The sequence below is a fragment of the Microcoleus sp. D2_18a_B4 genome, assembly GCF_036702475.1.
Lineage (GTDB): Bacteria > Cyanobacteriota > Cyanobacteriia > Cyanobacteriales > Microcoleaceae > Microcoleus.
Map to the genome: position 1 here is coordinate 1 of NZ_JAUBTL010000056.1, position 23,511 is coordinate 23,511.

21 protein-coding genes and 1 riboswitch are annotated in these 23,511 nt (G+C 46.4%); of the genes, 12 read left to right on the forward strand and 9 right to left on the reverse strand.

All coding sequences use genetic code 11. The features are described from left to right. Positions 1 to 178: 178 nt before the first annotated feature. A complete protein-coding gene (locus QUB04_RS25540; protein WP_333288707.1) occupies positions 179 to 1,378 on the reverse strand; it encodes a HAMP domain-containing sensor histidine kinase in 1,200 nt (399 codons plus the stop codon). Between the two features lie 171 nt (positions 1,379 to 1,549). Continuing rightward, a riboswitch (cyclic di-AMP (ydaO/yuaA leader) is annotated at positions 1,550 to 1,762 on the forward strand. A 100-nt stretch (positions 1,763 to 1,862) separates the two neighbouring features. On the opposite strand from QUB04_RS25540, the gene ntrB reads away from it, so the two are divergent. The 5 genes from ntrB to QUB04_RS25565 all read left to right on the forward strand — a co-directional run bounded on the left by ntrB (position 1,863) and on the right by QUB04_RS25565 (position 6,138). Continuing rightward, a complete protein-coding gene (gene ntrB / locus QUB04_RS25545; protein ID WP_333288709.1) occupies positions 1,863 to 2,711 on the forward strand; it encodes a nitrate ABC transporter permease in 849 nt (282 codons plus the stop codon). Between the two features lie 11 nt (positions 2,712 to 2,722). Beyond that, positions 2,723 to 2,872, forward strand: coding sequence for a hypothetical protein (locus QUB04_RS25550; protein WP_333288711.1), 150 nt, complete (start codon positions 2,723 to 2,725; stop codon positions 2,870 to 2,872). An 11-nt stretch (positions 2,873 to 2,883) separates the two neighbouring features. Next, complete coding sequence (locus tag QUB04_RS25555) at positions 2,884 to 4,314, forward strand: ABC transporter substrate-binding protein (protein WP_333288713.1); 1,431 nt, start codon at positions 2,884 to 2,886, stop codon at positions 4,312 to 4,314. Positions 4,315 to 4,466: 152 nt separating this feature from the next. Continuing rightward, complete coding sequence (locus QUB04_RS25560) at positions 4,467 to 5,306, forward strand: nitrate ABC transporter ATP-binding protein (protein WP_333288716.1); 840 nt, start codon at positions 4,467 to 4,469, stop codon at positions 5,304 to 5,306. Between the two features lie 46 nt (positions 5,307 to 5,352). Beyond that, on the forward strand, positions 5,353 to 6,138 hold the full coding sequence (locus QUB04_RS25565) for a universal stress protein (RefSeq protein ID WP_333288718.1): 786 nt from the start codon (positions 5,353 to 5,355) through the stop codon (positions 6,136 to 6,138). A 373-nt stretch (positions 6,139 to 6,511) separates the two neighbouring features. Here QUB04_RS25565 and QUB04_RS25570 read toward each other — a convergent pair whose 3' ends face one another. Then, on the reverse strand, positions 6,512 to 6,730 hold the full coding sequence (locus QUB04_RS25570; RefSeq protein WP_333288776.1) for a hypothetical protein: 219 nt from the start codon (positions 6,728 to 6,730) through the stop codon (positions 6,512 to 6,514). Between the two features lie 212 nt (positions 6,731 to 6,942). After that, positions 6,943 to 8,886 carry a S9 family peptidase gene (locus QUB04_RS25575; RefSeq protein ID WP_333288719.1) on the reverse strand — a complete coding sequence of 648 codons (1,944 nt, stop codon included), beginning with the start codon at positions 8,884 to 8,886 and terminating at the stop codon, positions 6,943 to 6,945. Between the two features lie 79 nt (positions 8,887 to 8,965). On the opposite strand from QUB04_RS25575, the gene QUB04_RS25580 reads away from it, so the two are divergent. The 4 genes from QUB04_RS25580 to QUB04_RS25595 all read left to right on the forward strand — a co-directional run bounded on the left by QUB04_RS25580 (position 8,966) and on the right by QUB04_RS25595 (position 12,013). Further along, positions 8,966 to 9,889: a nucleoside hydrolase gene (locus tag QUB04_RS25580; RefSeq protein WP_333288721.1), complete on the forward strand. Its 924-nt coding sequence runs from the start codon at positions 8,966 to 8,968 to the stop codon at positions 9,887 to 9,889. Between the two features lie 137 nt (positions 9,890 to 10,026). Continuing rightward, a complete protein-coding gene (locus tag QUB04_RS25585; protein ID WP_333288723.1) occupies positions 10,027 to 11,373 on the forward strand; it encodes a DUF3370 domain-containing protein in 1,347 nt (448 codons plus the stop codon). Positions 11,374 to 11,496: 123 nt separating this feature from the next. Next, positions 11,497 to 11,880: a VanZ family protein gene (locus tag QUB04_RS25590; protein WP_333288725.1), complete on the forward strand. Its 384-nt coding sequence runs from the start codon at positions 11,497 to 11,499 to the stop codon at positions 11,878 to 11,880. Further along, a complete protein-coding gene (locus tag QUB04_RS25595) occupies positions 11,846 to 12,013 on the forward strand; it encodes a hypothetical protein (protein ID WP_333288727.1) in 168 nt (55 codons plus the stop codon). Before QUB04_RS25590 ends, QUB04_RS25595 begins: the two co-directional genes overlap by 35 nt. A 397-nt stretch (positions 12,014 to 12,410) precedes the next feature. Here the strand turns inward: QUB04_RS25595 and QUB04_RS25600 are convergent, their stop codons facing one another. Together QUB04_RS25600 and QUB04_RS25605 are read right to left on the reverse strand one after the other, a co-directional pair. Next, positions 12,411 to 14,006 carry a DUF4335 domain-containing protein gene (locus QUB04_RS25600; protein WP_333288729.1) on the reverse strand — a complete coding sequence of 532 codons (1,596 nt, stop codon included), beginning with the start codon at positions 14,004 to 14,006 and terminating at the stop codon, positions 12,411 to 12,413. Between the two features lie 311 nt (positions 14,007 to 14,317). Next, complete coding sequence (locus tag QUB04_RS25605) at positions 14,318 to 14,923, reverse strand: DUF3038 domain-containing protein (protein WP_333044296.1); 606 nt, start codon at positions 14,921 to 14,923, stop codon at positions 14,318 to 14,320. Positions 14,924 to 15,300: 377 nt separating this feature from the next. Here QUB04_RS25605 and QUB04_RS25610 point away from each other — a divergent pair, with 377 nt between their 5' ends. Together QUB04_RS25610 and QUB04_RS25615 are read left to right on the forward strand one after the other, a co-directional pair. After that, positions 15,301 to 15,513: a helix-turn-helix transcriptional regulator gene (locus tag QUB04_RS25610; protein ID WP_333044298.1), complete on the forward strand. Its 213-nt coding sequence runs from the start codon at positions 15,301 to 15,303 to the stop codon at positions 15,511 to 15,513. Continuing rightward, entirely contained in the window at positions 15,506 to 15,664 is a 159-nt protein-coding gene (locus QUB04_RS25615; protein WP_333288731.1) for a hypothetical protein, read from the forward strand. Before QUB04_RS25610 ends, QUB04_RS25615 begins: the two co-directional genes overlap by 8 nt. Before the next feature lie 348 nt (positions 15,665 to 16,012). On the opposite strand, the gene QUB04_RS25620 is transcribed toward QUB04_RS25615, so the two are convergent. Beyond that, a complete protein-coding gene (locus QUB04_RS25620; RefSeq protein ID WP_333164994.1) occupies positions 16,013 to 16,954 on the reverse strand; it encodes a site-specific DNA-methyltransferase in 942 nt (313 codons plus the stop codon). 260 nt (positions 16,955 to 17,214) lie between these two features. After that, positions 17,215 to 19,920 carry an endonuclease MutS2 gene (locus QUB04_RS25625; RefSeq protein ID WP_333288778.1) on the reverse strand — a complete coding sequence of 902 codons (2,706 nt, stop codon included), beginning with the start codon at positions 19,918 to 19,920 and terminating at the stop codon, positions 17,215 to 17,217. 466 nt (positions 19,921 to 20,386) lie between these two features. Between QUB04_RS25625 and QUB04_RS25630 the strand changes: the two genes are divergently transcribed. Beyond that, on the forward strand, positions 20,387 to 21,634 hold the full coding sequence (locus tag QUB04_RS25630; protein ID WP_333288734.1) for a response regulator: 1,248 nt from the start codon (positions 20,387 to 20,389) through the stop codon (positions 21,632 to 21,634). A gap of 332 nt (positions 21,635 to 21,966) precedes the next feature. Here the strand turns inward: QUB04_RS25630 and thrB are convergent, their stop codons facing one another. Together thrB and QUB04_RS25640 are read right to left on the reverse strand one after the other, a co-directional pair. Then, positions 21,967 to 22,944, reverse strand: a complete 978-nt coding sequence (gene thrB / locus QUB04_RS25635; RefSeq protein WP_333288736.1) for a homoserine kinase — start codon at positions 22,942 to 22,944, stop codon at positions 21,967 to 21,969. A 90-nt stretch (positions 22,945 to 23,034) separates the two neighbouring features. Next, a complete protein-coding gene (locus QUB04_RS25640; RefSeq protein ID WP_333288738.1) occupies positions 23,035 to 23,511 on the reverse strand; it encodes a tetratricopeptide repeat protein in 477 nt (158 codons plus the stop codon).

Genomic DNA, 23,511 nt, shown 5'->3' on the forward strand with positions numbered 1-23,511 from the left:
GAAGAAGGAAGAAGGAAGAAGGAAGAAGGAAGAAGGAAGAAGGAAGAAGGAAGAAGGAAGAAGGAAGAAGGAAGAAGTAAGAAGGAAGAAGGAAGAAGGAAGAAGGAAGAAGGAAGAAGGAAGAAGGAAGAAGTCATAGGGAAGAGGGAAGAAAAATTGGTAGGTAATACTAAAGCATCTAAAATCCATCCAATTCTAAGGGGAAAATTACAGTGAAGGACGAGCCAACTCCTACTTCAGAAACTAATTCGATTTTACCTTGCAAGAGCTTGACTAATCGAGCGACAATTGCTAGCCCTAAGCCGGTACTGTCAGGAATGCCAGCACTCAGGGAGTTGTCGGCTCTAAAATAGGGTTGAAAAATCCGATCGCAGTCTTCATGAGCAATGCCAATTCCTGTATCTGAGACAGTTACTGTCCAATATTTATCTGCTGGCAAAATTTCGCTTTTTATTGTAACAGTACCGGCTGTGGTGTAGCGAATGGCGTTGCTGGTTAAGTTTGTGATAATTTGCTGCAAGCGCAAGCAATCTGTCACCACTTGATCGTCTGAGAGATGGCACTCAACAGCTATCTCTAAACCTTTGGCTTTCGCTAAAGGCTCGATTATTTCAACAACATTGTTGAGTACCTCTGGCAGGCTGATTGGCGCTAGCTGTAACTTTATTTGTCCGGCTTCGTACCGCGAAATTTCCAGAGTATCGTTAATCAATCTCAGCAACAGTCGGCCGCTGTTGAGGACTCTATCAATATGTCCTATATTGGGAACAGAACCTTTAATTTCGGAATAAATTTGTTGCTGGCGCAAAAATAAATCTGAGTAGCCGATAATAGAGGTGAGGGGAGTTTTTAATTCGTGAGCTAAGTGAGATAAGTTCTCTTGATTGGCGCGAACTAAGCGAGTCAGTTCTTGATTTGTAAGTTGCAATTGGTTTTGCAAATCCTTTAGTTCTTGGAATCTTTCCTGGGTAAAGGTTTGGAAACATTTAGCAATTACTTCGTCGAGCGCCGTGTCAATTAAGCGGTAAGCTCTGCTGACTTCTCTGGCAGAGGCTTTGAACAATTCTGGCTCTAAAGCCTCGAAAATTACCCAGCGCAGCAAGCGGTATTCCCGCGCAATTTCTTCGGCGTCGTAGCCTTGTTTTGCCCTGAGAGTTCCGTGTTCTAAACTTTTTTCTACGAGTGTGCGAATGTCGCTCTCTTGGGATTGGGAAAGCATCGTTACGATCGCTTGCAGTACCATTGGAACGCTGTCGCGCACGCCATTGTAGGTGAGTTCCTTAGCGGTTTCGAGTTGGTCGTCGGAGCGTACAGCTTCGATCCAGTTTTGTATAATTATGTCAATTCGATCTTGCAGCGCGAGGCTAAAGTCTCTCATGGCTCAAGTAGAGAAAGAAGTGGCCGATCGCATTTTATCTCTCTAGGTGAGTTTAATTAATTAACTTTTGGAATTTTCTCTCAACTTTGGAGATTTGCCGATCGCAAATAGCTACTCCTCAAGACATATTGACAAAATGAAATGCTCGTGCTACCTTTATTGAAATTGGCTTAAAAAGTCAAGCCTAATCGAGCACCGCGCGATCGAACCAAGCGTGTGGCTGGAGCGGAGGAACCAATTTTCGGGGCGAATCTCTAGAGAATTAAAAAGCAAAGTTAAAAATTGCCAAATTAGAGTGTAATTTTTGATTTTGAAATCTAAGGAGAAGGACATCTCTCAGTCCTAGCCCGTCAGCTAACTTCGCAGGCATTGAGAAGAGACTGAAAAGCCAAATGTTCTGAAAAAGATTGTTTGGCTTCGTCAGTGTCTCAGGTTGGTATTGTTCAAGATTCTTGTACCTGCCCTGACTCTGAAGGAGATTGAAATGTTCATACAGCTTAATTTATCTGCGATCGCACTTGCAGGAGTTGCAACGTGGAAGAGGGTCAAACCCGTTGTCATCCGAGATGCGGTTTTGTTACCTGCTGCGGGTTTTTTGGGAATTCTGGGTGTGTGGTGGATTGTTGCCAGCTTCAACAGCGATTTGATTCCCACTCCCTATCAGGCGTTAATAGCTAATTTAGATTACATATTGCATCCATTTTATCAGCGCGGGCCGGGAGATTTAGGCATTGGCTGGCTGCTGCTAGCGAGTTTGCGACGGGTGTTGGTGGGATTTTTGCTAGGTGCAGCAGTGGCGATTCCCGTGGGATTTCTCATCGGGATGTCGAAACCGGCAATGATGGCGCTCAATCCGCTGATTCAAATCTTCAAACCGGTGTCGCCGCTAGCTTGGCTGCCCATAGCTTTATCGATTTTTAATTTAGCAGAGCCGTCGGCAATTTTTGTCATATTCATCACGTCTTTGTGGCCGACAATTATCAACACAGCTTTGGGAGTTTCTAGCGTTTCCCAGGATTATCTGGATGTGGCGCAAGTGTTGGAAATGCCGCGCTGGAGGCGGATTACCAAAATAATTTGGCCGGCGAGTTTGCCATACATTTTTACAGGTTTGCGGATTAGTTTGGGGATTGCTTGGCTGGTGATTGTTGCGGTGGAAATGCTGACAGGCGGTGTGGGAATTGGCTTTTTTGTCTGGGATGAGTGGAGCCGTTTGAATCTGAGCTCGGTATTTTTAGCGGTGTTGGTAATTGGTTTAACTGGATTGTTGCTCGACGCTGCAGTTGACAAAGTTCAGGAATTGGTAACGCATCGATCGGTCATTAATCATTAGTCAGTTGTCAGTTGTCAGTTGTCAGTTGTCAGTTGTCAGTTGTCAGTTGTCAACAGTTAACAGTCAACAGTCAACAGTCAACAGTCAACAGTCAACAGTTAACAGTTAACAGTCAACAGTCAACAGTTAACAGTCAACAGTTAACAGTCAACAGTCATTAGTCAAATTAAATATGAGTGACAAGTTTTCCAATGAATGGAACCGCCGAGAGTTTTTGCAAGGGATGGGAATGGCGGCGGCGGGTATGGCTTTATCTGGTTGTGCAATTAGCGCGGATCGATCGGCAAAAGGACTCACAGAAGAAGCCTTAGCCGTAAAGCCGGTTGTCGATTCCCGAACCTTAGAAAAACCAAATTTAACCGTAGGATACGTGCCGGTTAACGATTGTGCACCATTTGCGATCGCCTGGAAAAAAGGCTTTTTCCGCAAATACGGTTTAAACGTCCAACTCAACCGCGAAGCAAGCTGGGCAACCTCCCGCGACGGCGTAATCTTCGGCCGCCTCGACGCCTCCCCAGTCGTATCCGGCGCCGTCACAAACGCCCGAGTTGGCGCTGAAGGAGCGCGCCACGCACCCCTGTGCGCGGCAATGACAATTCACCGCCACGGCAACGCCATGACGATGAACAAAGCTATGTGGGATTCCGGTTTACGCCCGTGGCACGAATACAACGGTAATTTGGAAGAATTTGGCAAACAATTTCGCGCTTTTTTTGACAGTCAGCCGCCGGAAAAAAGAGTTTGGGCAGTGGTTCTGAGTTCTGCGATTTACGAATACTTTGTCCGCTACATATCGGCGGCTGCCGGTGTCGATCCGTTCAAAGAATTTCGGGTAATTATTGTGCCGCCGCCGCAGATGGTAACGAACATCAGGATTGGTGCCATGCAGGCTTACATGGTGGCCGAACCTTGGAATACGCGGGCAATTCAAGGCAATTTGGGAGTGGGTTTTACCTTCGTGCAAGGCAAGGAAGTTTGGCTGGGACATCCCGATCGCCTTTTGGGAGTAATGGAATCATTCATTGAGGAAAATCCGAAGACTTATTACTCGCTGGTTAAGGCAATGGTGGAAGCTTGTCAGTATTGCAGCAAGCCGGAAAATCGCAGTGAAATATCGGCGCTGCTGACTGAGCGATCGTTTACGGGGGCGAAACCGAAAAAAGGGGCGATCGACAAATTTACGCGACCGGCAATAGTTGGCGACTACAACTATGGAGGGTTTGACGAAAAAGACCGCACCATACAATCGGAAGATGCAACTATTTTCTATGACATTCCTAAGAATTTGCCTCAAATACCGGGAAATCATTCAACATTTATGTGGCAGTCTCAGAGTATTTGGTTGATGACTCAAGCCGCTCGCTGGGGACAGATTAAGGAAGTGCCAAAAAATGCTGAGGAATTAGCTAAAAAAGCTTGGAGAACCGACCTTTACCGCAAGATTGTTGCCGAAATGGGGATCGATTGTCCGAAGGAGGATTACCAAGTGGAACCTGCAGAACTTTTCATTGATAAAAAGGCATTTGATCCAAGCGATCCGGTGGGTTATTTGAAGAGTTTTGAAATTCGAGCCAACCGCCCTCAGTCTTTTTTTCAGTCTTAATGTTTGAGATGTTGCGCTTTTCCTAATGTCCCGCCAGGGAATTTATTCCCTGGCTAATAGCTAAAGTCGGTTGAAACCGACTGCCCAATTTTAGGATTTAGGCAATAGCAAGAAAATTCCATTAACACTTTACTACTTTTTAGGAGAATACCATGACTCAATACTTTTCTACTTCTATCGAAGCCAGCAACCAAGTCAAGAAGCAGCCTGAATTTCTGGAAATTAACAATTTGTTCAAGTCGTATAAAAATGCGGACGGTAGCGAATTTAGCGTTTTGGACAATATCAATTTAAGTATTGGAGAAAACGAATTTATTTCGGTAATCGGTCACTCTGGGTGTGGCAAATCAACGCTGCTAAAAATAGTGGCTGGTTTGGAAAAACAGAGCAGGGGAATGGTGACACTGGAAGGAAAAGAAATTCGCAAACCGGGAGCCGATCGCATGATGGTATTTCAGCACTACGGATTGCTGCCTTGGCTGACGGTGCGGGAAAATATTCGGCTGGCCGTTGATGAAGTTTTGCGAAGTCTTAGCCGCCCGGAGAAGATTAGTCTTGTCAACGAACATCTAGCAATGGTAAACTTAACGGCAGCAGCCGATAAATATCCAGACGAAATTTCAGGAGGCATGAAACAGCGGGTTGGGATTGCGCGAGCTTTGGCGATTCGACCGAAAATGTTATTAATGGACGAACCGTTTGGAGCGCTGGATGCTCTGACTCGTGGCAAGTTGCAGAAACAGGTGCTGGATATCTGGGAAAATCACAGACAAGCTGCAATGATGATTACTCACGATGTGGATGAAGCTATATATATGTCCGATCGCATTGTACTGATGACAAACGGCCCGGCTGCGACGATAGGTGAAATTTTGTCAGTGCCGTTTGCGCGCCCGCGCGATCGCCAAGAGTTGCGGGAATCCCAGGAGTATTACGAACTCCGCAACTATGCTTTGAATTTTCTCGATCGCTACTTTACCCAAGACGAATAACGCCCGACGGACAGACCAAACAATTCACTTAAGAGAGGTCAAGCCTGTGAATCTCAAAACAATGTTAGCGCGTTTTGAAAGTGCATTGGGATACCAAAATTTAGCAGAAGAAATGGTATTGCTGCCGGAGCCAAAAGTGCCAATTTCTAAGAAATTAAAATCTCCACAACAGGCAAAAACAGTCAATTTTATTGTCGGTTACAACAGTTCTCCCAAAAGTCAAACAGCTCTGGACATTACCCTTTGGATGGCGCATCAAACTCGTTTAGTAACAACTAAAGAAGTCACGGTTCAAGTTGTCTACGTGATCGACGAAGCGCCCAAAAGTTACGGAGAAGATACTTGCAAAGTTGCTGTGGGAAATGCCTTGGCTGCCAAGCCGAAAGTGTCGGAGTTAGAGGAAGCATTTGCCCTTAACTGTGCAGCGCCTGCGATCGCTTTACCAACCGAAATCCCATCGATATCCCAGCCGAAAACTTGGCTAGATCCGCATTATTTCCAAGCAATTTTTGGTCCAAAGAATGAGTACGAAGTAGCAGATAAGTTGCTGTGGCAAGCGCGCTGTTTGGCTGAGGAATGGCGCGGTTTATTCAAAGCTCATTTACGCATCGGGCGGGTTGCTACAGAACTGAGAAATGTGGTTGAATTAGAATCAGCAAATTTACTCTTCTTGGGCTGCGATTCTGGCAACCATCGGCTGGTTAGGGAACTAGGGAATAATTTTCCGTGCTGCGTACTCGGGATTCCTTCGGCACTCACCTATCACATGGATTTTCAGCCTGAAGAAAGTTTGAGCAAGTTACAGTTGGCGACAACTATACCTGCACGTTAAACTTGTTCAGCAGTTACGCAAAACTTCTATATGTAAGGTGTGCACTGCACACCCTACCGCTATAATTCAATACGGTTCAGTTAAGCTCGATCCCCCCTAGCCCCCCTTAAAAAGGGGGGGGACAAGAAATTACTCAAAGTCAACCCCTACTCCCCTTCTTAAGGGGGATTTAGGGGGATCTCGCCCGGAATAAATAGTTTTAACTGAACCGTATGGCGCTATAATTCGCGCGCCAAACCTTTTTTGCCTTAGTCCTATCTCGATGAAAAATTAAAAAGATTTTCCTCGATGGAAGTCCCAATTACGAGACAATTGGGGCTTTTTTTTGAGTGTTGATATTTTTAAAATTACAGTCAAGTAAAATTATCGGCACTTACCTAATCATAGACAATTCGTTAACTAATTTTATCTTTCCTCGGCACACAGAGCGCAGCAGGCGATCGATCGAGCGTTTGTCTTCCTCAGTCAAAGTTTCATCCAAAATAGCAGCCATCAAACCGTACCTATCCGCTAGAGTAATGTAGCCATTTTGATTCACTTCGGCAAACAGCTCGCCCAAAGCAGATGGAATCAGGTGGACAGGAGTTTGCATAGTAATTGATTCTCTAACTCGACGATCGCGATCGGGCGTTTCTGCAACAACAAAAGGCGATCGCACTATAAAATTTTAAGCTGTACTCCCTTTAAAGATGTGATAGTAAACAGCAAAATTTGTGAAGTAAATCACCTTTAAAATTTGCGAATTATGATAAAGCTTGCAGGTGCGTTTTAGGGAAGACCCAGCACCTGCAAACTTAATGTTTTCTAAAGATTGAAAATCACCACTTCCTCCACAGGTTCAGCTAACTCAAACTTAAACACCCGCGAATAGAAATAGAATTCGCCGTCAAGAGTTCTTTTGATATTTTCAGCGCGGCGAAAACCGTGCTGTTCCCCTTCATAAGCAACATAAGCAACCGGCAAACCTTTAGCTTTCAATATCTCTACCATCATTTCCGCTTGATTGGGCGGAACCACTTTATCTTCTAATCCTTGAAAGAAGATAACGGGACAAGATAAACGTTCGGCGGAATGAATAGGCGAACGATGTACATACAAATCTTTTCTTTCAGGATAAGGCCCGATTAATCCATCCAGATAGCGGGCTTCAAACTTGTGAGTATCCGTTGCCAAAGCTTCCAAATCGCTAACTCCATAATAGCTCGCACCGGCCTTAAACACATCGCGGAAAGTAAGAGCGCACAGAGTGGTGTACCCCCCTGCACTGCCTCCGGCGATCGCCATTCTTTCCCCATCAACTAAACCTTTTTGAGCTAAATATTTAGCACCGTTAGCGCAGTCATCAACATCGACAATTCCCCAACTATCTTGCAGTCTTTTTCTGTATTCTCGGCCGTAACCAGTGCTGCCGCCGTAATTAACATCGAGCACGGCAAAACCGCGACTCGTCCAATATTGAATTTTCAAATTCATGCTGCTAGAAGTAGCAGCAGTTGGGCCGCCGTGACTTTTCACAACAAGCGGCGGTTTTTCACCCGCAGGCGCTGCGAAATCTTGATTTTTTGGGGGATAGAAGAAACCGAAAGCAGTCAAATTGTTTTCCGTGGGAAACTCGATAGGTTCCGGTACAGAAAGATAACCCGTATTGACGCTTAAATTGCTTGATTTACGCAAGATTTCTAGTTGGCTTGTTGCTAAATTTAGTTGGACAATAGCAGTAGATTCAGTCGGCGAACTTGCCAGAAAAACAACTGTTTCTCCCCGCGCTTTGACAGACGAAATATCAGTGTAAGGCGTGTCAATAGTTGTCAAATGCTTTGTCGTTAAATCAATACTCGCTAAATACCACAGGCCTTGCTGAGTGTAGGTGCAAATAATTTTGCTTTCCGAGACAACGGCATAAGTAGACATTCCAAAAACCCACTGGGGAAGTCCGAATTCAGCCGCCATTTCGCACAGAGGTTCGACCTCTTGCTGTTCCCTCGGCAAGCGGGGATTGACGGTTCTATAGAAATTCCACCAGTTAGACTTGTCAGAAACAAAATACAAAACTCCATCGGGCGACCATTCCGGTTGAAAAATTGACTCCTCAACCCCGCCAGCAACCAAGTATTTTTCACCTAAAGAACCGTCAGCATTAATTTCTGCTACCCACAATTCTGTGCCATCCCACGGCATATTTGGATGGTTCCAACAAATCCAGGAAAGTAGAGAACCGTCTGGACTTAAACGAGGGGAAGCATAAAAATCATTGCCCTGAGTTAAGATTTGAATATCTTCGCCGTTATCTAAATTAATGCTAACAATAGTATTGACAGGTTCGCCCTCACCTGCATAGTCTTCGCGCACGCAAATCAGGCGATTTCTCTGCTTGTCAATTATCGCATCTGCATAGCGAGAATTAGCAGCAGGTGTCAGAGGTTGGGGTTGAGAATCTAATGTTTGAGAATAAATACGTTGGTCGGCAAAATGAGAAAAATAGACAACACCGCCAGCCACTGCAAAGGAAGCGCCGCCGTATTCGTGAACGCGAGTGCGAACATTAAAAGGATGCGGTGCCACGTCGTTGATTGTACCGTCAGGATTGCGCCGCACGAGGACGCTTCTTCCCGCTTCCGAAGGCCTTCCCTCAACCCAGTAAATATCATCGCCGTCAATAGCAATTTGTCCGAGTCCGACAGTTCCAGAAACAATTAAATCGGAAGAAATAGGTGATTTCCAAGAACCGTAAGGTGATATTGTATTCATATAGTTGAGGCAGTTGTGTTTCTCGCACAAAAAAAATTATATTTGTACTTTACACTAATTCAGTCACCGGGGAAGCAAAATGTCCAAAAAACTCGTACTAATGGATCACGACGGTGCAGTTGACGACTATCTCTCAGTCGTGTTGCTGATGACAATGGAGGAAGTCGAAACTCTGGGAGTAATTGTAACTCCTGCGGACTGCTACATTCAACCTGCGGTGAGTGCAACGCGCAAAATCCTGGATTTGATGGGGCGTTCAGAAGTTCCGGTGGCGGCGAGTACCGTGCGGGGACTCAACCCATTTCCGGTGTTATTTCGGCGAGATTCCTTTGCAGTCGATCGACTTCCCATTCTAAATGAAAAAGGAACCATTGACACGCCGTTAATATCAGAACCCGGACAAAACTTTATGGTGCGAGTTTTGCGAGATGCAGCCGCACCAGTCACATTAATGGTAACGGGGCCGTTAACAACAGTAGCGCAAGCTTTAGATATCGCGCCAGAAATTGAAAGCAAAATTCAAGAAATTGTCTGGATGGGAGGCGCCCTCAATGTTATCGGCAATGTTAGCAAAGATATGGAACCCGGACAAGATATGTCGGCGGAATGGAATGCTTACTGGGACCCGATAGCAATCGATAGAATTTGGCAAACCCAAATTCCCGTTGTCATGTGTCCTTTAGATATCACTAATAATGTACCGCTAACTGTAGAATTTTCCAATCTCTTAGCAAAACAGCGCAAATATCCAATTTCCGACTTAGCAGGACAGTGTTATGCCCTAGCAATATCTCAAGATTACTATTTTTGGGACATTTTGGCAACCGCTTATTTAGCGCATCCCGAATTTTACCAACTGCGAGAATGGGAAACAGAAATTATTACCGAAGGCATCAGCCAAGGACGCACAAAAGTTAAAATAGGAGGACGAAAAATTCAAGCAATGGATAAAGTAGACACCGCCAAATTTTACAATTACATATTACAACAGTGGGCGAGGTAAAAATCCCAATATCTGCTATAACTGAGCAAAATATCCGTACAAAACCCGCCCTGACACAAATATTCACATCCTCTCCTCTTCCCTCTCTTCCTCTGCGCCCTCTGCGCCCTCTGCGGTAAAAAAAACTCCTCTCAAAAATGCTGCCAATTATATCAATCATCCCCTTAGCCCAAACCCCTCCCGCACCTCAAGAAATCCTCCAAATCCAAGAAGTGCGACCTCTCCCCGGACAGTTAGACAACATACCAGTATTTAACAGCAACAGTCCAGAAGTAGTGCTGCAAGAAGGAATTTTGCTTTCGACATTTCCCCCAGATGGTAAAAGATTTCCGGCGGCACATTTAAACTTTCCGTTTCAAGGACGTTTCGACATATTTGCCCACCACATAGCCCGCGCACCTTCCCCGGAAGATTTGCGAACGTTGTATCAAGGAGTAATTGTTTATAATCCTGGCAATAAACCTGTAACATTAGATATATTGCAAGCTGCGAGTTATCTCAGTCAACCCGATGCACCTTTTATTGAATTGCCGCCGCAAGTCGATAATTCAAACAGTAATATTTACGCGGGGCCGGGAAGTCGCGCTGTGAATGATATTCTCAGAGGAAGGAGACAGTCTGACTTTGAGCCTGGGTTAATTATTCCACCGGGAAAAAGCCAACTGTTGATGAATCATGCGATACCGGTGCGGGGATTGGTACCGCCGCATCAAGGTCGATCGACCTTGATGCGGTTACGCAGCGATGGTATAGTCTATGTTGCCAGTCTGGCGATGTTTGCCAGAGTTGACGCAGAGGGAAACGAGCGATCGCCCAACTTAGCAGAATGGCAAAACTTATTAGACAATAGTAATATAGCCGGGCCGCGCGATCGAACTCCCACACCGCCCGAAATCACCGAAGGTCAAATAATTTACGGCCGAGTTGCCGGTGTAGCATTAGGTTCAGAATGGCGAGCACTTATCTCAGACAACCCCGCCGCATCAAACCTAGCAATTCCCCAACCCGGAACAGCATTTTCCTACCCATTAAGCAGCCTCCCGCGCGGAATGCTGGGCACAAATCAAGTGCAAAGTGCGAAGATGCTAGTCCGTTACCCAGATACAGCATACCGCGCCCACGGCAATTACGGAATTCAATACAGTCTCAGCTTACCGCTGTACAATTCTACCAGCAAAAATCAAACTGTAACTGTCGCGATTCAAACTCCAATTAAGACAGACAAATTAACTTCAGGAGGACTTAGTTTTTTAGAACCTCCTGCACCTCAAACTTTTTTTAGGGGAACTGTCAGAGTGCGTTATACTGATGACAATAAAGTGCCTCAAACTCGGTACGTGCATTTAGTGCAGCGGCGGGGACAGCAGGGGGAACCTTTGGTGAAATTAGAGATGAAATCGGGAGAAAAGCGGCTTGTAGAAGTGGATTTTATTTATCCGCCCGATGCGTCGCCGCCGCAAGTTTTGACAGTGAAAACAAATTAAATTTGAGCGGCTGCTACTGCTAGGCAGAGGCCTACAAATACAATACGCACTTAACCAGATTTGATATTAGTTTCGCGTTGGGCTGCCTTGGTTTGTGTCTAGTCGGTATTGGCAAAAAACAAGATGAAGTTCTCAAAAAAATTCTGGATAGTTGCTTGTTTTGTGTACGTTTTAATTCTTCTCAGTATTATGCTTTTAGCAGGTACGGGGAAATTAGTCAACTTTCCTCTAGCTCATCCGCCTTATGACAAACTCGGCCACTTTATTTTGTACGGAATAGCATCTTTTTTGTGCCATAGAGCAAGTGGCAAAAAAAATATGAATTTGTTTAATTATTCAATTCCTTTCGGGCCCGCAATTTTTACTATTTTTACTGCTGCGGAAGAAATGCTGCAAGCGATTTTACCCAATCGTACTGCTAGTATTGAAGATTTTTTATTTAGTTTTGGCGGGATTGCAGTTTTTTATTGGATTGGAGAAGTTTGGGATAGAAAAAAAGGGCATTGATGATATAGAAGGAAGAAGGAAGAAGGAAGAAGGAAGTTCGGCAACGGATTCTGTAACGGATGTAACGGATGTAACGGATGTAACGGATGTAAAGGATAGAAGGAAGAAGGAAGTTCGGCAACGGATTTTGTAACGGATGTAACGGATGTAACGGATAGAAGGAAGAAGGAAGTTCGGCAACGGATTCTGTAACGGATGTAACGGATGTAACGGATGTAACGGATGTAAAGGATAGAAGGAAGAAGGAAGTTCGGCAACGGATTCTGTAACGGATGTAAAGGATAGAAGGAAGAAGGCAGAAGGCAGAAGGAAGTTTGTAGGGTGTGCAATGAGCATCGGTTGAGGAGTGTCAGCAACTTTTGTCAATGGTGACTCTGCCCCCACGGGTAAAGAGATATGAGTAGCATAAACGGGAGCAACTGTCAATAGGCTGGCTGCTGCTGTCGCAGTTAAAAATTGATTTTTATTGACCTTGTTTAAGATTAGCAATTAACCGGGATTTCCCATCTGGATAATGTGTTTGAGAGCGTTCAATCACTCTCTTCCAAAAAGGTTTGTACTCGACCGTTTGGTCTCAAAACAACTCTAATTTTTGGGTTTTTTCCATTAGAAACTGCAGAAACAAACGGCTCGCCGGCTAATGGCATATTAATTTGCTCGATATAATCTGCTGCTGCTTTTCCCATCGGCACAACACTTTGAACTGACCCATTTTCATCGATCAGCACGCTGTATTCCAAAGTTTGTTCCATTCCTTCAGGAGGCTTCCAGCGTTCCTCAAAGTAAGTTCTAGCTTCTGAAACTTGAGGAATTGTATCAAATAAAGTGCGGTTTTTTTTGCTTGCCGCCACCTGGTTGTTATCCTCAGACTCCGTAGGCGGTTGAGCGTCCTCAAGGGCTGGGAGTTCGGTACTGGCGGGGGGGACAATCGGCTCGATGGGGCTGGGGAAGGGTTGCGGCGGGGGAACGGGAAATCTGGAAGCAGACAGGGAGGGCGGCAGGGGGGGCGGTACGGCGGGAGCTAGTCTCGGCGGTAATGGGGGCAGCAGGTAGGGTACTGGTGCGGGTGCTTGGGGGCGGCCCTGGGGCGGTTCTTCGGGGGCGGGAATAGTGATTGTTGACCCTTGAGGGAATGCTGGGGCGCTCTGTGGGGCGCTGGGTGCGCTGCCGTTGGCGGGAAATAGTAGGGGTGGCTGCTGGATGGGGCTGGGTTTGTTGGTGGGGGGAGTTGGGGCGAGGGCGATGGGGGGCAAGCTGGGGCTGGGGGAGGCTGCGGTGTTGATGGGCGGGGGTGGCAGGGGCGGTAAACCGGGTGTGGCTGCGGGCGTTGGTGCTGGGGGTGTCGGTAGGGCGGGAACTGGACTGGGGGAAACGCCGGCAGCTAACTGGGGGTTTCCTGGAGTGGTGTTCAATTGTGGATTGGCGGGGGCTGTGGCGGGGGCTGTGGCGGTTTGCGGGGAGGTGGCGGTTCGATCGAGCATTTTGATAATTCCTGTCGTCAGGCCCGCGCTGGCCACCAGCATTGCTGCGACCTTGAGCCAGGGTGAGGACACCGGCCGTCGGGGCTCGCGGTTGAGGTTGGGAAGCGCCATCACTTCGGCGGCGCAGTCATCTAGTGCTGTGGCCAAGTCAAACAGTTGCAGGGTGCTCAAGGGAACTACTGGCCCGGATTCTACGGCGCTCAAAGAGCCTAAAAACAAGTTGTGGGCAAGTAAGCCGCGGGGCTCTAAGCGGGGGGGAACCGGAAGGTAGGCAGTGTTTGGGGCGGAGGTTGCTAGTTCGGAAGTGTTGACGGATCGATCGAATATAACGGCATTACGCGCGACTTCTGGCGAGTCTGAACCTGCAGGGATACGGCCTGTTTGAGAGTTGAGGTTGCTTTCCCAATCGCGGGATTGGCCCAGCAAGTTTTGGACGTAGTTGCTGACAGCTTCGTGGAGGGTTTCGAGTTGAATTCGATCGCCCCTGAGAGTAACGTGTTCGGTATCTGGCAGCCTGGGGTCGTCGAGTCGCAGCTCAAAACTTAAAGATTTAAACACTGGTTGGCCCGCCCACCGAGATAGAGGCGAACTTTTGGCTGTAATTTCCAGCGTGCAAGTGGGGGGCGTGTAGCGTTTGAGAACCATAGCAGAAAGTCTGTTGACTGTTGACTGTTGACTGTTGACTGTTGACTGTTGACTGTTGACTGTTGACTGTTGACTGTTGACTGTTGGCTGTTGGCTGCTGACTGTTGGCTGTTGGCTGCTGACTGTTGGCTGCTGACTGTTGGCTGTTGACTACTGACTACTGACTAATGACTACTGACTACTGACTACTGACTACTGACTAATGACTACTGACTACTGACTACTGACTAATGACTACTGACTACTGACTACTGACTACTGACTACTGACTACTGACTACTGACTACTGACTACTGACTACTGACTGTTGTTTAATTTTTAGCGCGGTCTAGAAGAGCCAGCCAGAGGCGGCGGTGGCCGCCGGGACTGCTGTAAAACAGCAAATCGATCAGGAGTTTGAGGGCCAAATCAGTCAATTCTCGGGCCGATAAATTTTCTGCATCTTCCATGCGCGAGCCATAAGTGTTGCTGAACCTGTCAATATAATCTCCCAGCAAAGCGATTGTGTGAGGTTCGCGGTTTTGCTCTGCCATTTGTTCGAGCAAAGCAACAGCGCGGCGGATTAAAGCTTGGTGCTGTTTTGCCAAATGACAGCTTATCAAAACGAGCGATCGAGCTTCCTCCACATCTAGTTTTTTGCGCCCTCCGTGGCCTTTCCGCAGCGGGTTAGATTGGCGCAGCCGCCACAAAGCTACCCGATCGGCTACCATTGGCTCTAAATTCAGTTCGGCTGCTACCTTGAGCATCGCCTCTGAGCCAATTTCTGCCAGTGCTTCTAGGGCTAACAGCACTAAATCCAGTTGGGCTTTAATGTTGTCCAACTGGGTAGGTTCTGGTGCTTTTTGGGTCAATTCTTCCCAGTTGGGAGATGGGCCCGTTTCGTTTGTGGGAGCGGAGGACTTTACGGTCGAGCGCATGGCTTCAGCACGGGAAATTAAGACTGGTTGAGGCTGGATATCAAACAGTATGCACTGATTAAAGCTTTTGGGCCTGTGGGCAACAGCACATCTGTTAAGTTGTCTCCATAGCTCGTTGCTTTGATTCCGGCAATCCTAACTGCTGGACGGAGTTGCGGGTTATAAAGTTGCGGTTTCAAGTTCGATCGATCGCGATCGGCAAAACCCAGAGATTTTCACCCCTAACCATCCTACGCCACACAGTGACCGAAATCAAATCAGTGCTTTGAAACTATCGGGGCTTATATCGATCCTTGCGAGAGCGAGTGCTACTTATAGTCTGTCGCTACTTATAGTCTGTCAGATTATAGTTGTCATTGCTTCATCTGGCGCCATCTATGGATATTACGGAGCAATTTGGTAAAAAAGTTAGACATTTCAGAAAGCTCAGAAATCTTTCCCAAGATCAGCTTGCAGAACTATCGGAATTACATCGCACCTATATTGGTTCAGTTGAACGAGGTGAAAGGAATATAACGCTACTTAATGCCAGCAAAATAGCCAAGGCATTATCCGTTAGTCTAGCTGAACTGGTAACTGCTGATGACTGAAAGAAGACTAGAGCAAATTTTAGCAAGATACCAAAACTCATTTACAGAGAAAATTTATGCAGAAGAGAATGAAGAACACGATATTTTAATGGATGTGTTTGGTATTTCTCCTCTAATAAAAAAAGAAAATAGGCAATATTGGAAGAGTTAGGTATGTGTTGGCAATTGTTAGTTACTGAAACGTGTAAAACATATTGCAGTAGCTTTCAGCCAGCATTTAAAGTTGGAAGCGATGAGCCGTGCGATCTGATTGTTGATGGGTACGCAATAGATACAAAATATCGTATTGGCTCAGGAGACTCTGGAACGCTGAAAAAGTTCAAATCTTATGGCCCACTACTTCGTACTTATAATTACGAACCCGTATTTTTAATTCTCAGACAAGATAATTTGCCCGCAGCTATTACAGCGTGCCAAGTAGGGACTTGGAAAGTTTACACAGGGGACGATTCGTTTGAGTTTATACAAACAATAAGCGGGTTTGATTTAAAGTCATTTCTTATTGAAAAAGTGGGAGAATTCCCTGTATACCGCTGAAACTATCAAGGCGCTTGTTGATAATCTCTATGTAGTCAGGTACTATTTCAATGCCAACATACCTAATGCCAAATTCTTGCGCCGCCAGCAAAGTAGTTCCCGATCCTGCGAAAGGATCGATTAGAATAGAATTTTCCAAACGCGGTACAAATATTTCGACCAGCTTTCTCATTAGAGCGATTGGTTTAACTGTGCAATGAACGTTAAACTCCTCGGTTTTCTCACGCTGTATACCTTCTAAAATATTGGACTGAAAACCACCGAACTGATCTTTAGTATAAAATAGACCAGTACCGTACTCCTGTAGAGTTTCCAAGTAATTATTGACCAGTGGTTTTTGAAGTACGCAGATTGCTTCCCATTCGTTCCTCAGACAACTGTGCCAACCATCCCATTGTTCAGAATTTTCATATCCTTTCTTCTCTAACTGTTGTTTGATATTGACACCTTTAGGAATACCACTCGATCTTTTATAAACAAGAATATCTCTCGCATAGAAACCAGCACTTTCAAGTGCTACTTGTACGTGAGCAACCGTTCGTGTGCTATTGAAAACTAAAACTGTCGCACCCGGTTTGCAGATCCGAAAAAGCTGCTCACCCCACTCAAAGCACCACTTTTCATAATCCAGAGTGTTGTTGCGATTCCTTTGATACCATTTTTGGTTTCTGACTCCGCCTGCTAAACCACTGCCATAGGGAATGTTTTTAACAAGGGTTTTATTTCCCTTGCCATTGACTCTTTCAATACGCCTTTGAATTTCTGAGTCATCCCATTTATGACCAATAAATTCATAATTATAAGGTGGGTCAGTGATACACGCAGAAATATAATTTTCTGGCAAGGTCTTCATCACTTCACGACAGTCGCCAACCAAAACTTCATTTGAGGGAGTTTTTTTCATTAGTCAGGCAGTTACTAAAGTGGGAAAGCAACTCTTAATTATTCCACATTTGCAGTATAGTATCCATTCCGGTTGCATCAGTAGGATATGTTCGTTGCGACTTGTTTTGCTGCATACAACTAGATATAGGAATCCTTGCAGGAGTCGTATTTTTTTTACCCCACCCCAACCCTCCCCTTACTAAGGGGAGGGAGTAAGAAATTCACCAATGATTTAGGATTGCTATAATTACGAGTCAACCGGAAATGCGTAAATCCTGACTATTTCAAATAAACCACCGTTACACCTGCACCTCCTTCTTTTTGACTGGCGAGCTCAAAGCGGGAAACCTGCGGGTGATTCGCGAGGAACTCGTGAACCCCGCGCCGCAACTGTCCCGTACCTTTGCCGTGAATTATCCACAGGACTCCGTATTCCACGGCTTTGGAAAGAGCTCTGTCTATTTCGATTTCTGCGTCTGAGACTCTCGCTCCCCGTAGGTCGATCGAATTATTAGCAGTGCGAATGGCAATTTCGGGATTGGGTTTTGCAGGTTCCGCCGCTGCTTGCTTAGCTTTAGCCGTAGCGAGTGCTTGTGCTTGGGCGGCCGCCTTGGCTAATTGAGCTTTAGTTTCCGGTTTTTGACCGTCGAGGGATTCAATTTCTCCGAGTTTGACAGTCATTTTCATAATCCCAAATCGAACGCTCAACTCTTCGTTAGCATCGGGGCCGCTGAGGACTTCGGCGGTTTGGCCCAAGCTGGGAATGCGGATGCGATCGCCCACTTTCGGCATAAAACTCGGTTTGGGTTTAGCCGGTTGTTGCCGAGAGGGCAGGTGTTTTTCAGAAATTTGATTTAAGGTTTCTGTCGCTTGTTGGGCATTTTGAGCCGTCTGGTTGCCCGACTGCAAGCGACGAATGATTTGAGCAATTTCTGATTTTGCCGACCCGATCGCCTCATTTACTGCCACTTCCTGAGCTATTTTTAGTTCTCGCTCCCGCTCTTGCAAAGCCGCTGCTTTTTGAGAAACTTCTCTGTGCAGTTTTTCGGTTTGGTGTAGCAGTTGAGTTGCTTCTCTGGCCTTGGTTTCCTGTTTCCGGCGCTGTGCTTCGAGTCCAGCAATCACTTGATTGACATCTTGAGACGCTCCCCCGACATAGGTTTGAGCTTCATCGACTATGGATGCTAGCAAACCGAGTCTTTTGGCAATGGTGAGGGCGTTGGAACGTCCGGGAATTCCCCACAGCAAGCGATAGGTTGGCTGCATGGAATTGTCGTCAAATTCTACTGAGGCATTTTCAAAGCGGGAGTCTTGATATTTGAGGGCTTTGAGTTCGCCAAAGTGGGTAGTTGCAACTGTTAATAGGGAATGTTGGGCGAGGTATTGCAACAGGGCGATCGCCAATGCACTGCCTTCTGAGGGATCTGTCCCCGCTCCTACTTCGTCTAACAAAACTAAAGATTTGGGAATTGGGCATGGGGCATGGGGCATGGGGCATGGGACATGGGGCACTTGTTCTGAGCTTGTACTGAGCTCCGTTGAAGTGCGTAGCCGAAGTATGGGGGCTGGGGAACTTGTACTGAGCGTAGCCGAAGTATTAGTAATTGGAAGGTTTAAGTTTTCTTCCCCTTCCTCTTCCCCAAGCGATTTATTGCCTAAAACTTCTAAAATGCGGCTAATGCGGCGGATATGGCCGGAGAAAGTAGACAAACTTTGCTGCAAAGATTGTTCGTCACCAATATCAGCCAAAATATTGTCGAACCAAGGCAATTCTACGGGTTCGCGGGCGGCAACAAACATTCCTGCTTTCGCCATTAAAGCTGCCAAGCCCAAGGTCTTGAGGGTAACAGTTTTGCCGCCGGTGTTGGGGCCGGTGATGGCGACGACGCGGATGTGCGGCCCGATCGTTAAATCGACCGGCACGACGGGAAAGCCTTGCTCGTGCTGTTGCTGCCAAACTAATAAAGGATGGCGCAACTGGCGCAGGGTAATTTGCGATCGCAGGTTGCGAATTAATAATTGACTGTTTTCTGAGTTTTCCTCTTCTTCTTTTTCCTCATCTTCTTTTTCGGGATTTTTTGGTGCTAATTCGGGTTCTCCCAATTCGATAAATTTCGGCGGATTTGCTTGCAACCAAAAACTATAACGCGCTTTAGCGGCCGCTAAATCTAAAGTTGTAACTACAACCACCAATCTGTCTAAATCGGGTTTTACTGCTGCGACTTGCTCCGTGAGGGCGCGGCGGACTGCTTCTTCTTCGGCTTGTTCTTGCCTGAGAAACTGCCGCATTTGGTTGTTAAGATTGACTGTGCTGTGGGGTTCTACGTACAGTGTCGCGCCGCTGGCCGAGGAGTCGTGAACTATGCCCGGTATGGCATCTTTTTGGGGAGCTTTGACGGGAATGACAAAGCGTCCGCTTCTTTGGGTAATTAGCTGTTCTTGTACGGCGTTGGATTGGCGCTGCAAAATCCCCTGCAATATTTGATAAATGCGATCGCGCAACTGTCGCATTTGAACTCTAATTCCTGCTAATTTAGGAGTTGCTCTGTCTGCTACTTGAGCGCGATCGTCTATACAGCGATGGATTTCTTGCTCTAGTTCAGGATAAGTCCGCAATTGGGCTGCCAGTTCTTTGAGCGTCGGCACATCTGCCTGAGAGTCAATTATCCGGCGCAATTGCCTTGCTCCGGCGAGGGTAGTAGCAATTGCCAGCAATTCTTCGCCGCTGAGCAAACCTTGGAGTTCGGCTCGCTGCAGGGAAGTGCCGATGTCTTGGATTCCTTCAAAACTCAAAGCACCGCCAGCGCGGCTCTCTAACTGATAAGTTTCCTGAGTTTGGGCGAGGAGTTCTGCTGTTTGAGCTTGAGTTGCTGGGATTGCGAGGTCAAGGGCGGCGGCGACGCCGAGTTTGGTGGCCGCGAAGGTAGCCAAGTGCTGACACAGGCGCGGCCATTCTAATAGTTCTAGTGTTTCGGCTTGAATCAAAGTTGAGGTGGTGTTGGTAATTGGCATTCCCAGGCGCTGACCGAGAAGGTGAATTTAACGATACTATTAATTAATTTTAAAGTTTTTTATTGTTTCCTGGCGCAATTTGAGAAAGTATCTGCGATCGCCCTCAGCAGTCTATCGGCCGAAAGCTCTGATGTAACATTAATTACGAAGGAGAAAATTGGCATTTTTGCATTACCCGTCTAAAATTATACCTTCTCGTGATACCAGTCCCCAAAAAATATGCAACTTTAGGCAAGCTCCCAACTATTATTATACAGTAAGTCATTCCCAATTTTTTACTCTAAAATATAAAATCTAAAATGGTATAAGCTATTTTTGGTTTTGAGGGAGCGGGTATGGGCTGTTTTTTGATGTAATTGAACTATTTTGGAATTTTAAATCTGTCAGCGCAATTCTGGCGGTTGTATCCTAAAAAGTAATTTGTGGAGGTGGTAAAAGTATGGCAAAGATTCTGGCGATCATCGCGGATACTGTGACTTTTCAAGTTGTCCAAGAGTTACTCAGCCAAGAGGGACATCAGGTGAGAGTCGTTCCCGACGACAAGGAGGGTTTAGAGTTGGCGAAGGAATTGTCCCCCGATGCGATAATTTGCGACGGGACTTCGCCTCAAATCAACTTTTTGGAGGTGTGCCGGCTGGTGAAAGCCGAGCGAGAATTGGCGGCCGCCTATTTTATTCTGCTGACAACACCGGAGCAATTTGATGAAGTTCAAGCATTGGATGCGCCCTTTGACGATTTTCTGTTTAAACCGATAGTTAAGCAGGAATTATTGGCGCGGGTGCGCGCGTCTAAGCGATCGCACGAGTTGAGGGGGCAGTTGGAGTTAACCCAGCAAGAATTGGATCTGTCGCGAGATCGAATGCTGCAAACTGAAAAAATGTCTAGTTTGGGCGAATTGGTGTCTGGGATAGCCCACGAAATTAACAACCCAATTACTTTTATTTACAGCAATCTAACTCACGTCCAAAGCTACGCGACCGATTTAATTGAACTGCTGCGATTGTATCAAAAAGAGCTAGTCAATCCCGGAGCGGAAATTCTGCAAAAACAACAAGATATGGATGTGGAATTCGTACTCGACGATTTATTAAAAATTGTGAGTTCCATGCGTACCGGGAGCGATCGCATCCGCCAAATAATTTTGTCGCTACAGGATTTTTCCCGCAGCGATCGATCGGGCTGGCAGTTATTTGATGTTTCCGACGGTTTAGAAAATACTCTGTTGTTGTTGCAGCACCGCTTGCCGGCTCGCGAGGGAAGGCGAGACATCAAGGTGATGAAACAATTCGGCAATTTGCCACAGATTGAGTGTTATGCAGGTCTGCTCAATCAAGCTTTTCTGAATATCATCAATCACGCGATCGATGCTTTGGAAGAGTCGGCTCAAGAGTTAGAGGAGTTGGAATCAATCAAATTTAAGCCCGTGATTTTGATTACCACTCAGGTAGTCGATGCTCAGCGAATTTCGATTGAGATTGCTGATAACGACATCGCACATAGCAAAGATATCACAGCCCAAATTTCCGATCCATTTTTGGGAGCAAAACCTGCGGAACCACCCATATCATCGGGACTTGCTCTCAGCTATCGGATAATTGTAGAGCAGCACAAAGGAGAGTTCAAGTGTTTTTCCGAACCGGGTAAAGGCACTAAAATTCAGCTAGAGCTTCCGCTGCGTCACAGTTAATTAAGAGTATTAACCGTTCGTTGGTGGGGGCGGGTTTTTGAAATTGTTGGTTTTAGCCTGAGATGATGCTGAATCCGCCCCTACCATGACTGCATTTTTTTTGAGGTAAATTTTTTGATGTAAAATTTTGTAGAAGGAATGGCAGAAGTTATCAAAAAGAGACTTTAGTTAATATTCAAGAGATTTGAATGGTCGCCGAAAACAATTTTTAATCCGGTAATAAAACAGGCGTTGGTGGACTGACGCAACAATCCTATGGATAGGGGCAACCACAGGGAATTGCCCCTACAAAAGGCGCTGATCTAGATGTTGTGTGTCCAGCAGTGGAATAACTAAAGGGAGACTTGCGCCCCTTGAGTATCGAGGCCGATCGCCCTTACATCAGCCTTCACCCCAAATTCCATCCAAGCAGCCGCCATCCCTCTCTCAACCGCAACAGCGTTAGCCACATCCGTTAAAGCCAAAAGCGTCGGCCCCGCACCGCTAATTACCATCCCACAAGCCCCTGCATTCAGGGCAGCTTGTTGCACCCCTTCATATCCCTTAATCAGAGATTGCCGGTAAGGCTGGTGAATTTTGTCTTGGAGGGCGCAGCGCAGCCAGTTTTCATTGCCAGTTTCCAAAGCCCGCACCAGCAAACCGAGGTGTGCAGCATTAAAAATCGCATCAGCCTTGCTGTAATCTGCAGGCAAAACTTTGCGGGCTTCGGCTGTAGAAAGTTCAAAATCGGGGATGGCTACCACCGGCACAACATTCGGATGCCAGGGAATATCGCAAATTTCCCAAGCAAAACCCTCTGCATCCTCCTCTCTGTGTTCTCTGCGCCTCTGCGGTTCAATTCTCAAAGTTGACGCAGCGAGGCGACATCCTCCCAGTAAAGCGGGGACAACGTTGTCGGGATGTCCTTCAAGTTCGATCGCCAATTGCATCACTTCCACCTGACTCAAAGGCTTTCCGGCTAATTCATTTGCACCGACTAACCCACCGATAATAGCTGTGGCGGAACTTCCTAAACCTCTAGCCAGCGGCACTTGCATATCTATATGTATGGCTACGGGTGGCGGCGATTGGTTCAGGCGATCGTATAACTTGACAAAGGCTAGATAAGCGAGATTGCTGTCATCTGTCTTGACTTTGGCGGCTTCTTTGCCTGTAACGGTAATTTTTAGTTTCTCTGTTGCTGAGGGTTCGAGTCGGGAGAATTGGAAGCGGTTGTAGAGGCTTAAAGCGGCGCCGATGCAGTCGAAGCCGGGGCCTAAATTGGCGGTTGTAGCGGGTACAGTAACGGTAACGGTGGAAGTTTCGGGCATTTTTTGAATAGTTAATTTGGAATGTTTAACCGCAGATGGACGCAGATGAATGCAGATCGAAGGATATTATACTATGTTTTCAAAAGCACTCTATTCTTGCAGCATTTGAAGATGTTTGATAGAATCTTGATAATCGTTGGTATTGCCGTCTTTTTGATAAAGTTCGGCTGCTTTTTGATAATCGGCGATCGCCCCGTCTTTGTCTTCTAAGAACTCGCGGACTCTGGCGCGGTTGTAGTAGGCGTCGCCGTAGTTGGGGTTAATTTCAATTGCGCGATCGAAATCTGCTTTTGCTGCTGGATAATCTTTGAGATTGCGGCCGTGGATGATGCCGCGTTTGTTGTGGGCTTTGGCGTAGTTGGGGTTGAGGCGAATAGCTTCGGTGTAATCGGCGATCGCCCCTTGAATGTCGCCTGCCTCTGATTTGGCTAAAGCACTATTAAATAAGTCTTCAGCAGGATTTTGAACGATGAGTATTGGCGCTGACTCTGCTGGAATGGCAGGGGATATGCCACCCAAAACGGTAACAAATCCTAAAATGCCGATCGCCCGGTAAAAGTGTTTCAT

Bases quoted from the DNA above. Each gene is read 5' to 3' on its own strand.
- QUB04_RS25540 (WP_333288707.1), bottom strand. From the start codon at position 1,378: ATGAGAGACTTTAGCCTCGCGCTGCAAGATCGAATTGACATAATTATA.
- ntrB (WP_333288709.1), top strand. From the start codon at position 1,863: ATGTTCATACAGCTTAATTTATCTGCGATCGCACTTGCAGGAGTTGCA.
- QUB04_RS25555 (WP_333288713.1), top strand. From the start codon at position 2,884: ATGAGTGACAAGTTTTCCAATGAATGGAACCGCCGAGAGTTTTTGCAA.
- QUB04_RS25560 (WP_333288716.1), top strand. From the start codon at position 4,467: ATGACTCAATACTTTTCTACTTCTATCGAAGCCAGCAACCAAGTCAAG.
- QUB04_RS25570 (WP_333288776.1), bottom strand. From the start codon at position 6,730: ATGCAAACTCCTGTCCACCTGATTCCATCTGCTTTGGGCGAGCTGTTT.
- QUB04_RS25575 (WP_333288719.1), bottom strand. From the start codon at position 8,886: ATGAATACAATATCACCTTACGGTTCTTGGAAATCACCTATTTCTTCC.
- QUB04_RS25580 (WP_333288721.1), top strand. From the start codon at position 8,966: ATGTCCAAAAAACTCGTACTAATGGATCACGACGGTGCAGTTGACGAC.
- QUB04_RS25585 (WP_333288723.1), top strand. From the start codon at position 10,027: ATGCTGCCAATTATATCAATCATCCCCTTAGCCCAAACCCCTCCCGCA.
- QUB04_RS25590 (WP_333288725.1), top strand. From the start codon at position 11,497: ATGAAGTTCTCAAAAAAATTCTGGATAGTTGCTTGTTTTGTGTACGTT.
- QUB04_RS25600 (WP_333288729.1), bottom strand. From the start codon at position 14,006: ATGGTTCTCAAACGCTACACGCCCCCCACTTGCACGCTGGAAATTACA.
- QUB04_RS25605 (WP_333044296.1), bottom strand. From the start codon at position 14,923: ATGCGCTCGACCGTAAAGTCCTCCGCTCCCACAAACGAAACGGGCCCA.
- QUB04_RS25610 (WP_333044298.1), top strand. From the start codon at position 15,301: ATGGATATTACGGAGCAATTTGGTAAAAAAGTTAGACATTTCAGAAAG.
- QUB04_RS25615 (WP_333288731.1), top strand. From the start codon at position 15,506: ATGACTGAAAGAAGACTAGAGCAAATTTTAGCAAGATACCAAAACTCA.
- QUB04_RS25620 (WP_333164994.1), bottom strand. From the start codon at position 16,954: ATGAAAAAAACTCCCTCAAATGAAGTTTTGGTTGGCGACTGTCGTGAA.
- QUB04_RS25630 (WP_333288734.1), top strand. From the start codon at position 20,387: ATGGCAAAGATTCTGGCGATCATCGCGGATACTGTGACTTTTCAAGTT.
- thrB (WP_333288736.1), bottom strand. From the start codon at position 22,944: ATGCCCGAAACTTCCACCGTTACCGTTACTGTACCCGCTACAACCGCC.
- QUB04_RS25640 (WP_333288738.1), bottom strand. From the start codon at position 23,511: ATGAAACACTTTTACCGGGCGATCGGCATTTTAGGATTTGTTACCGTT.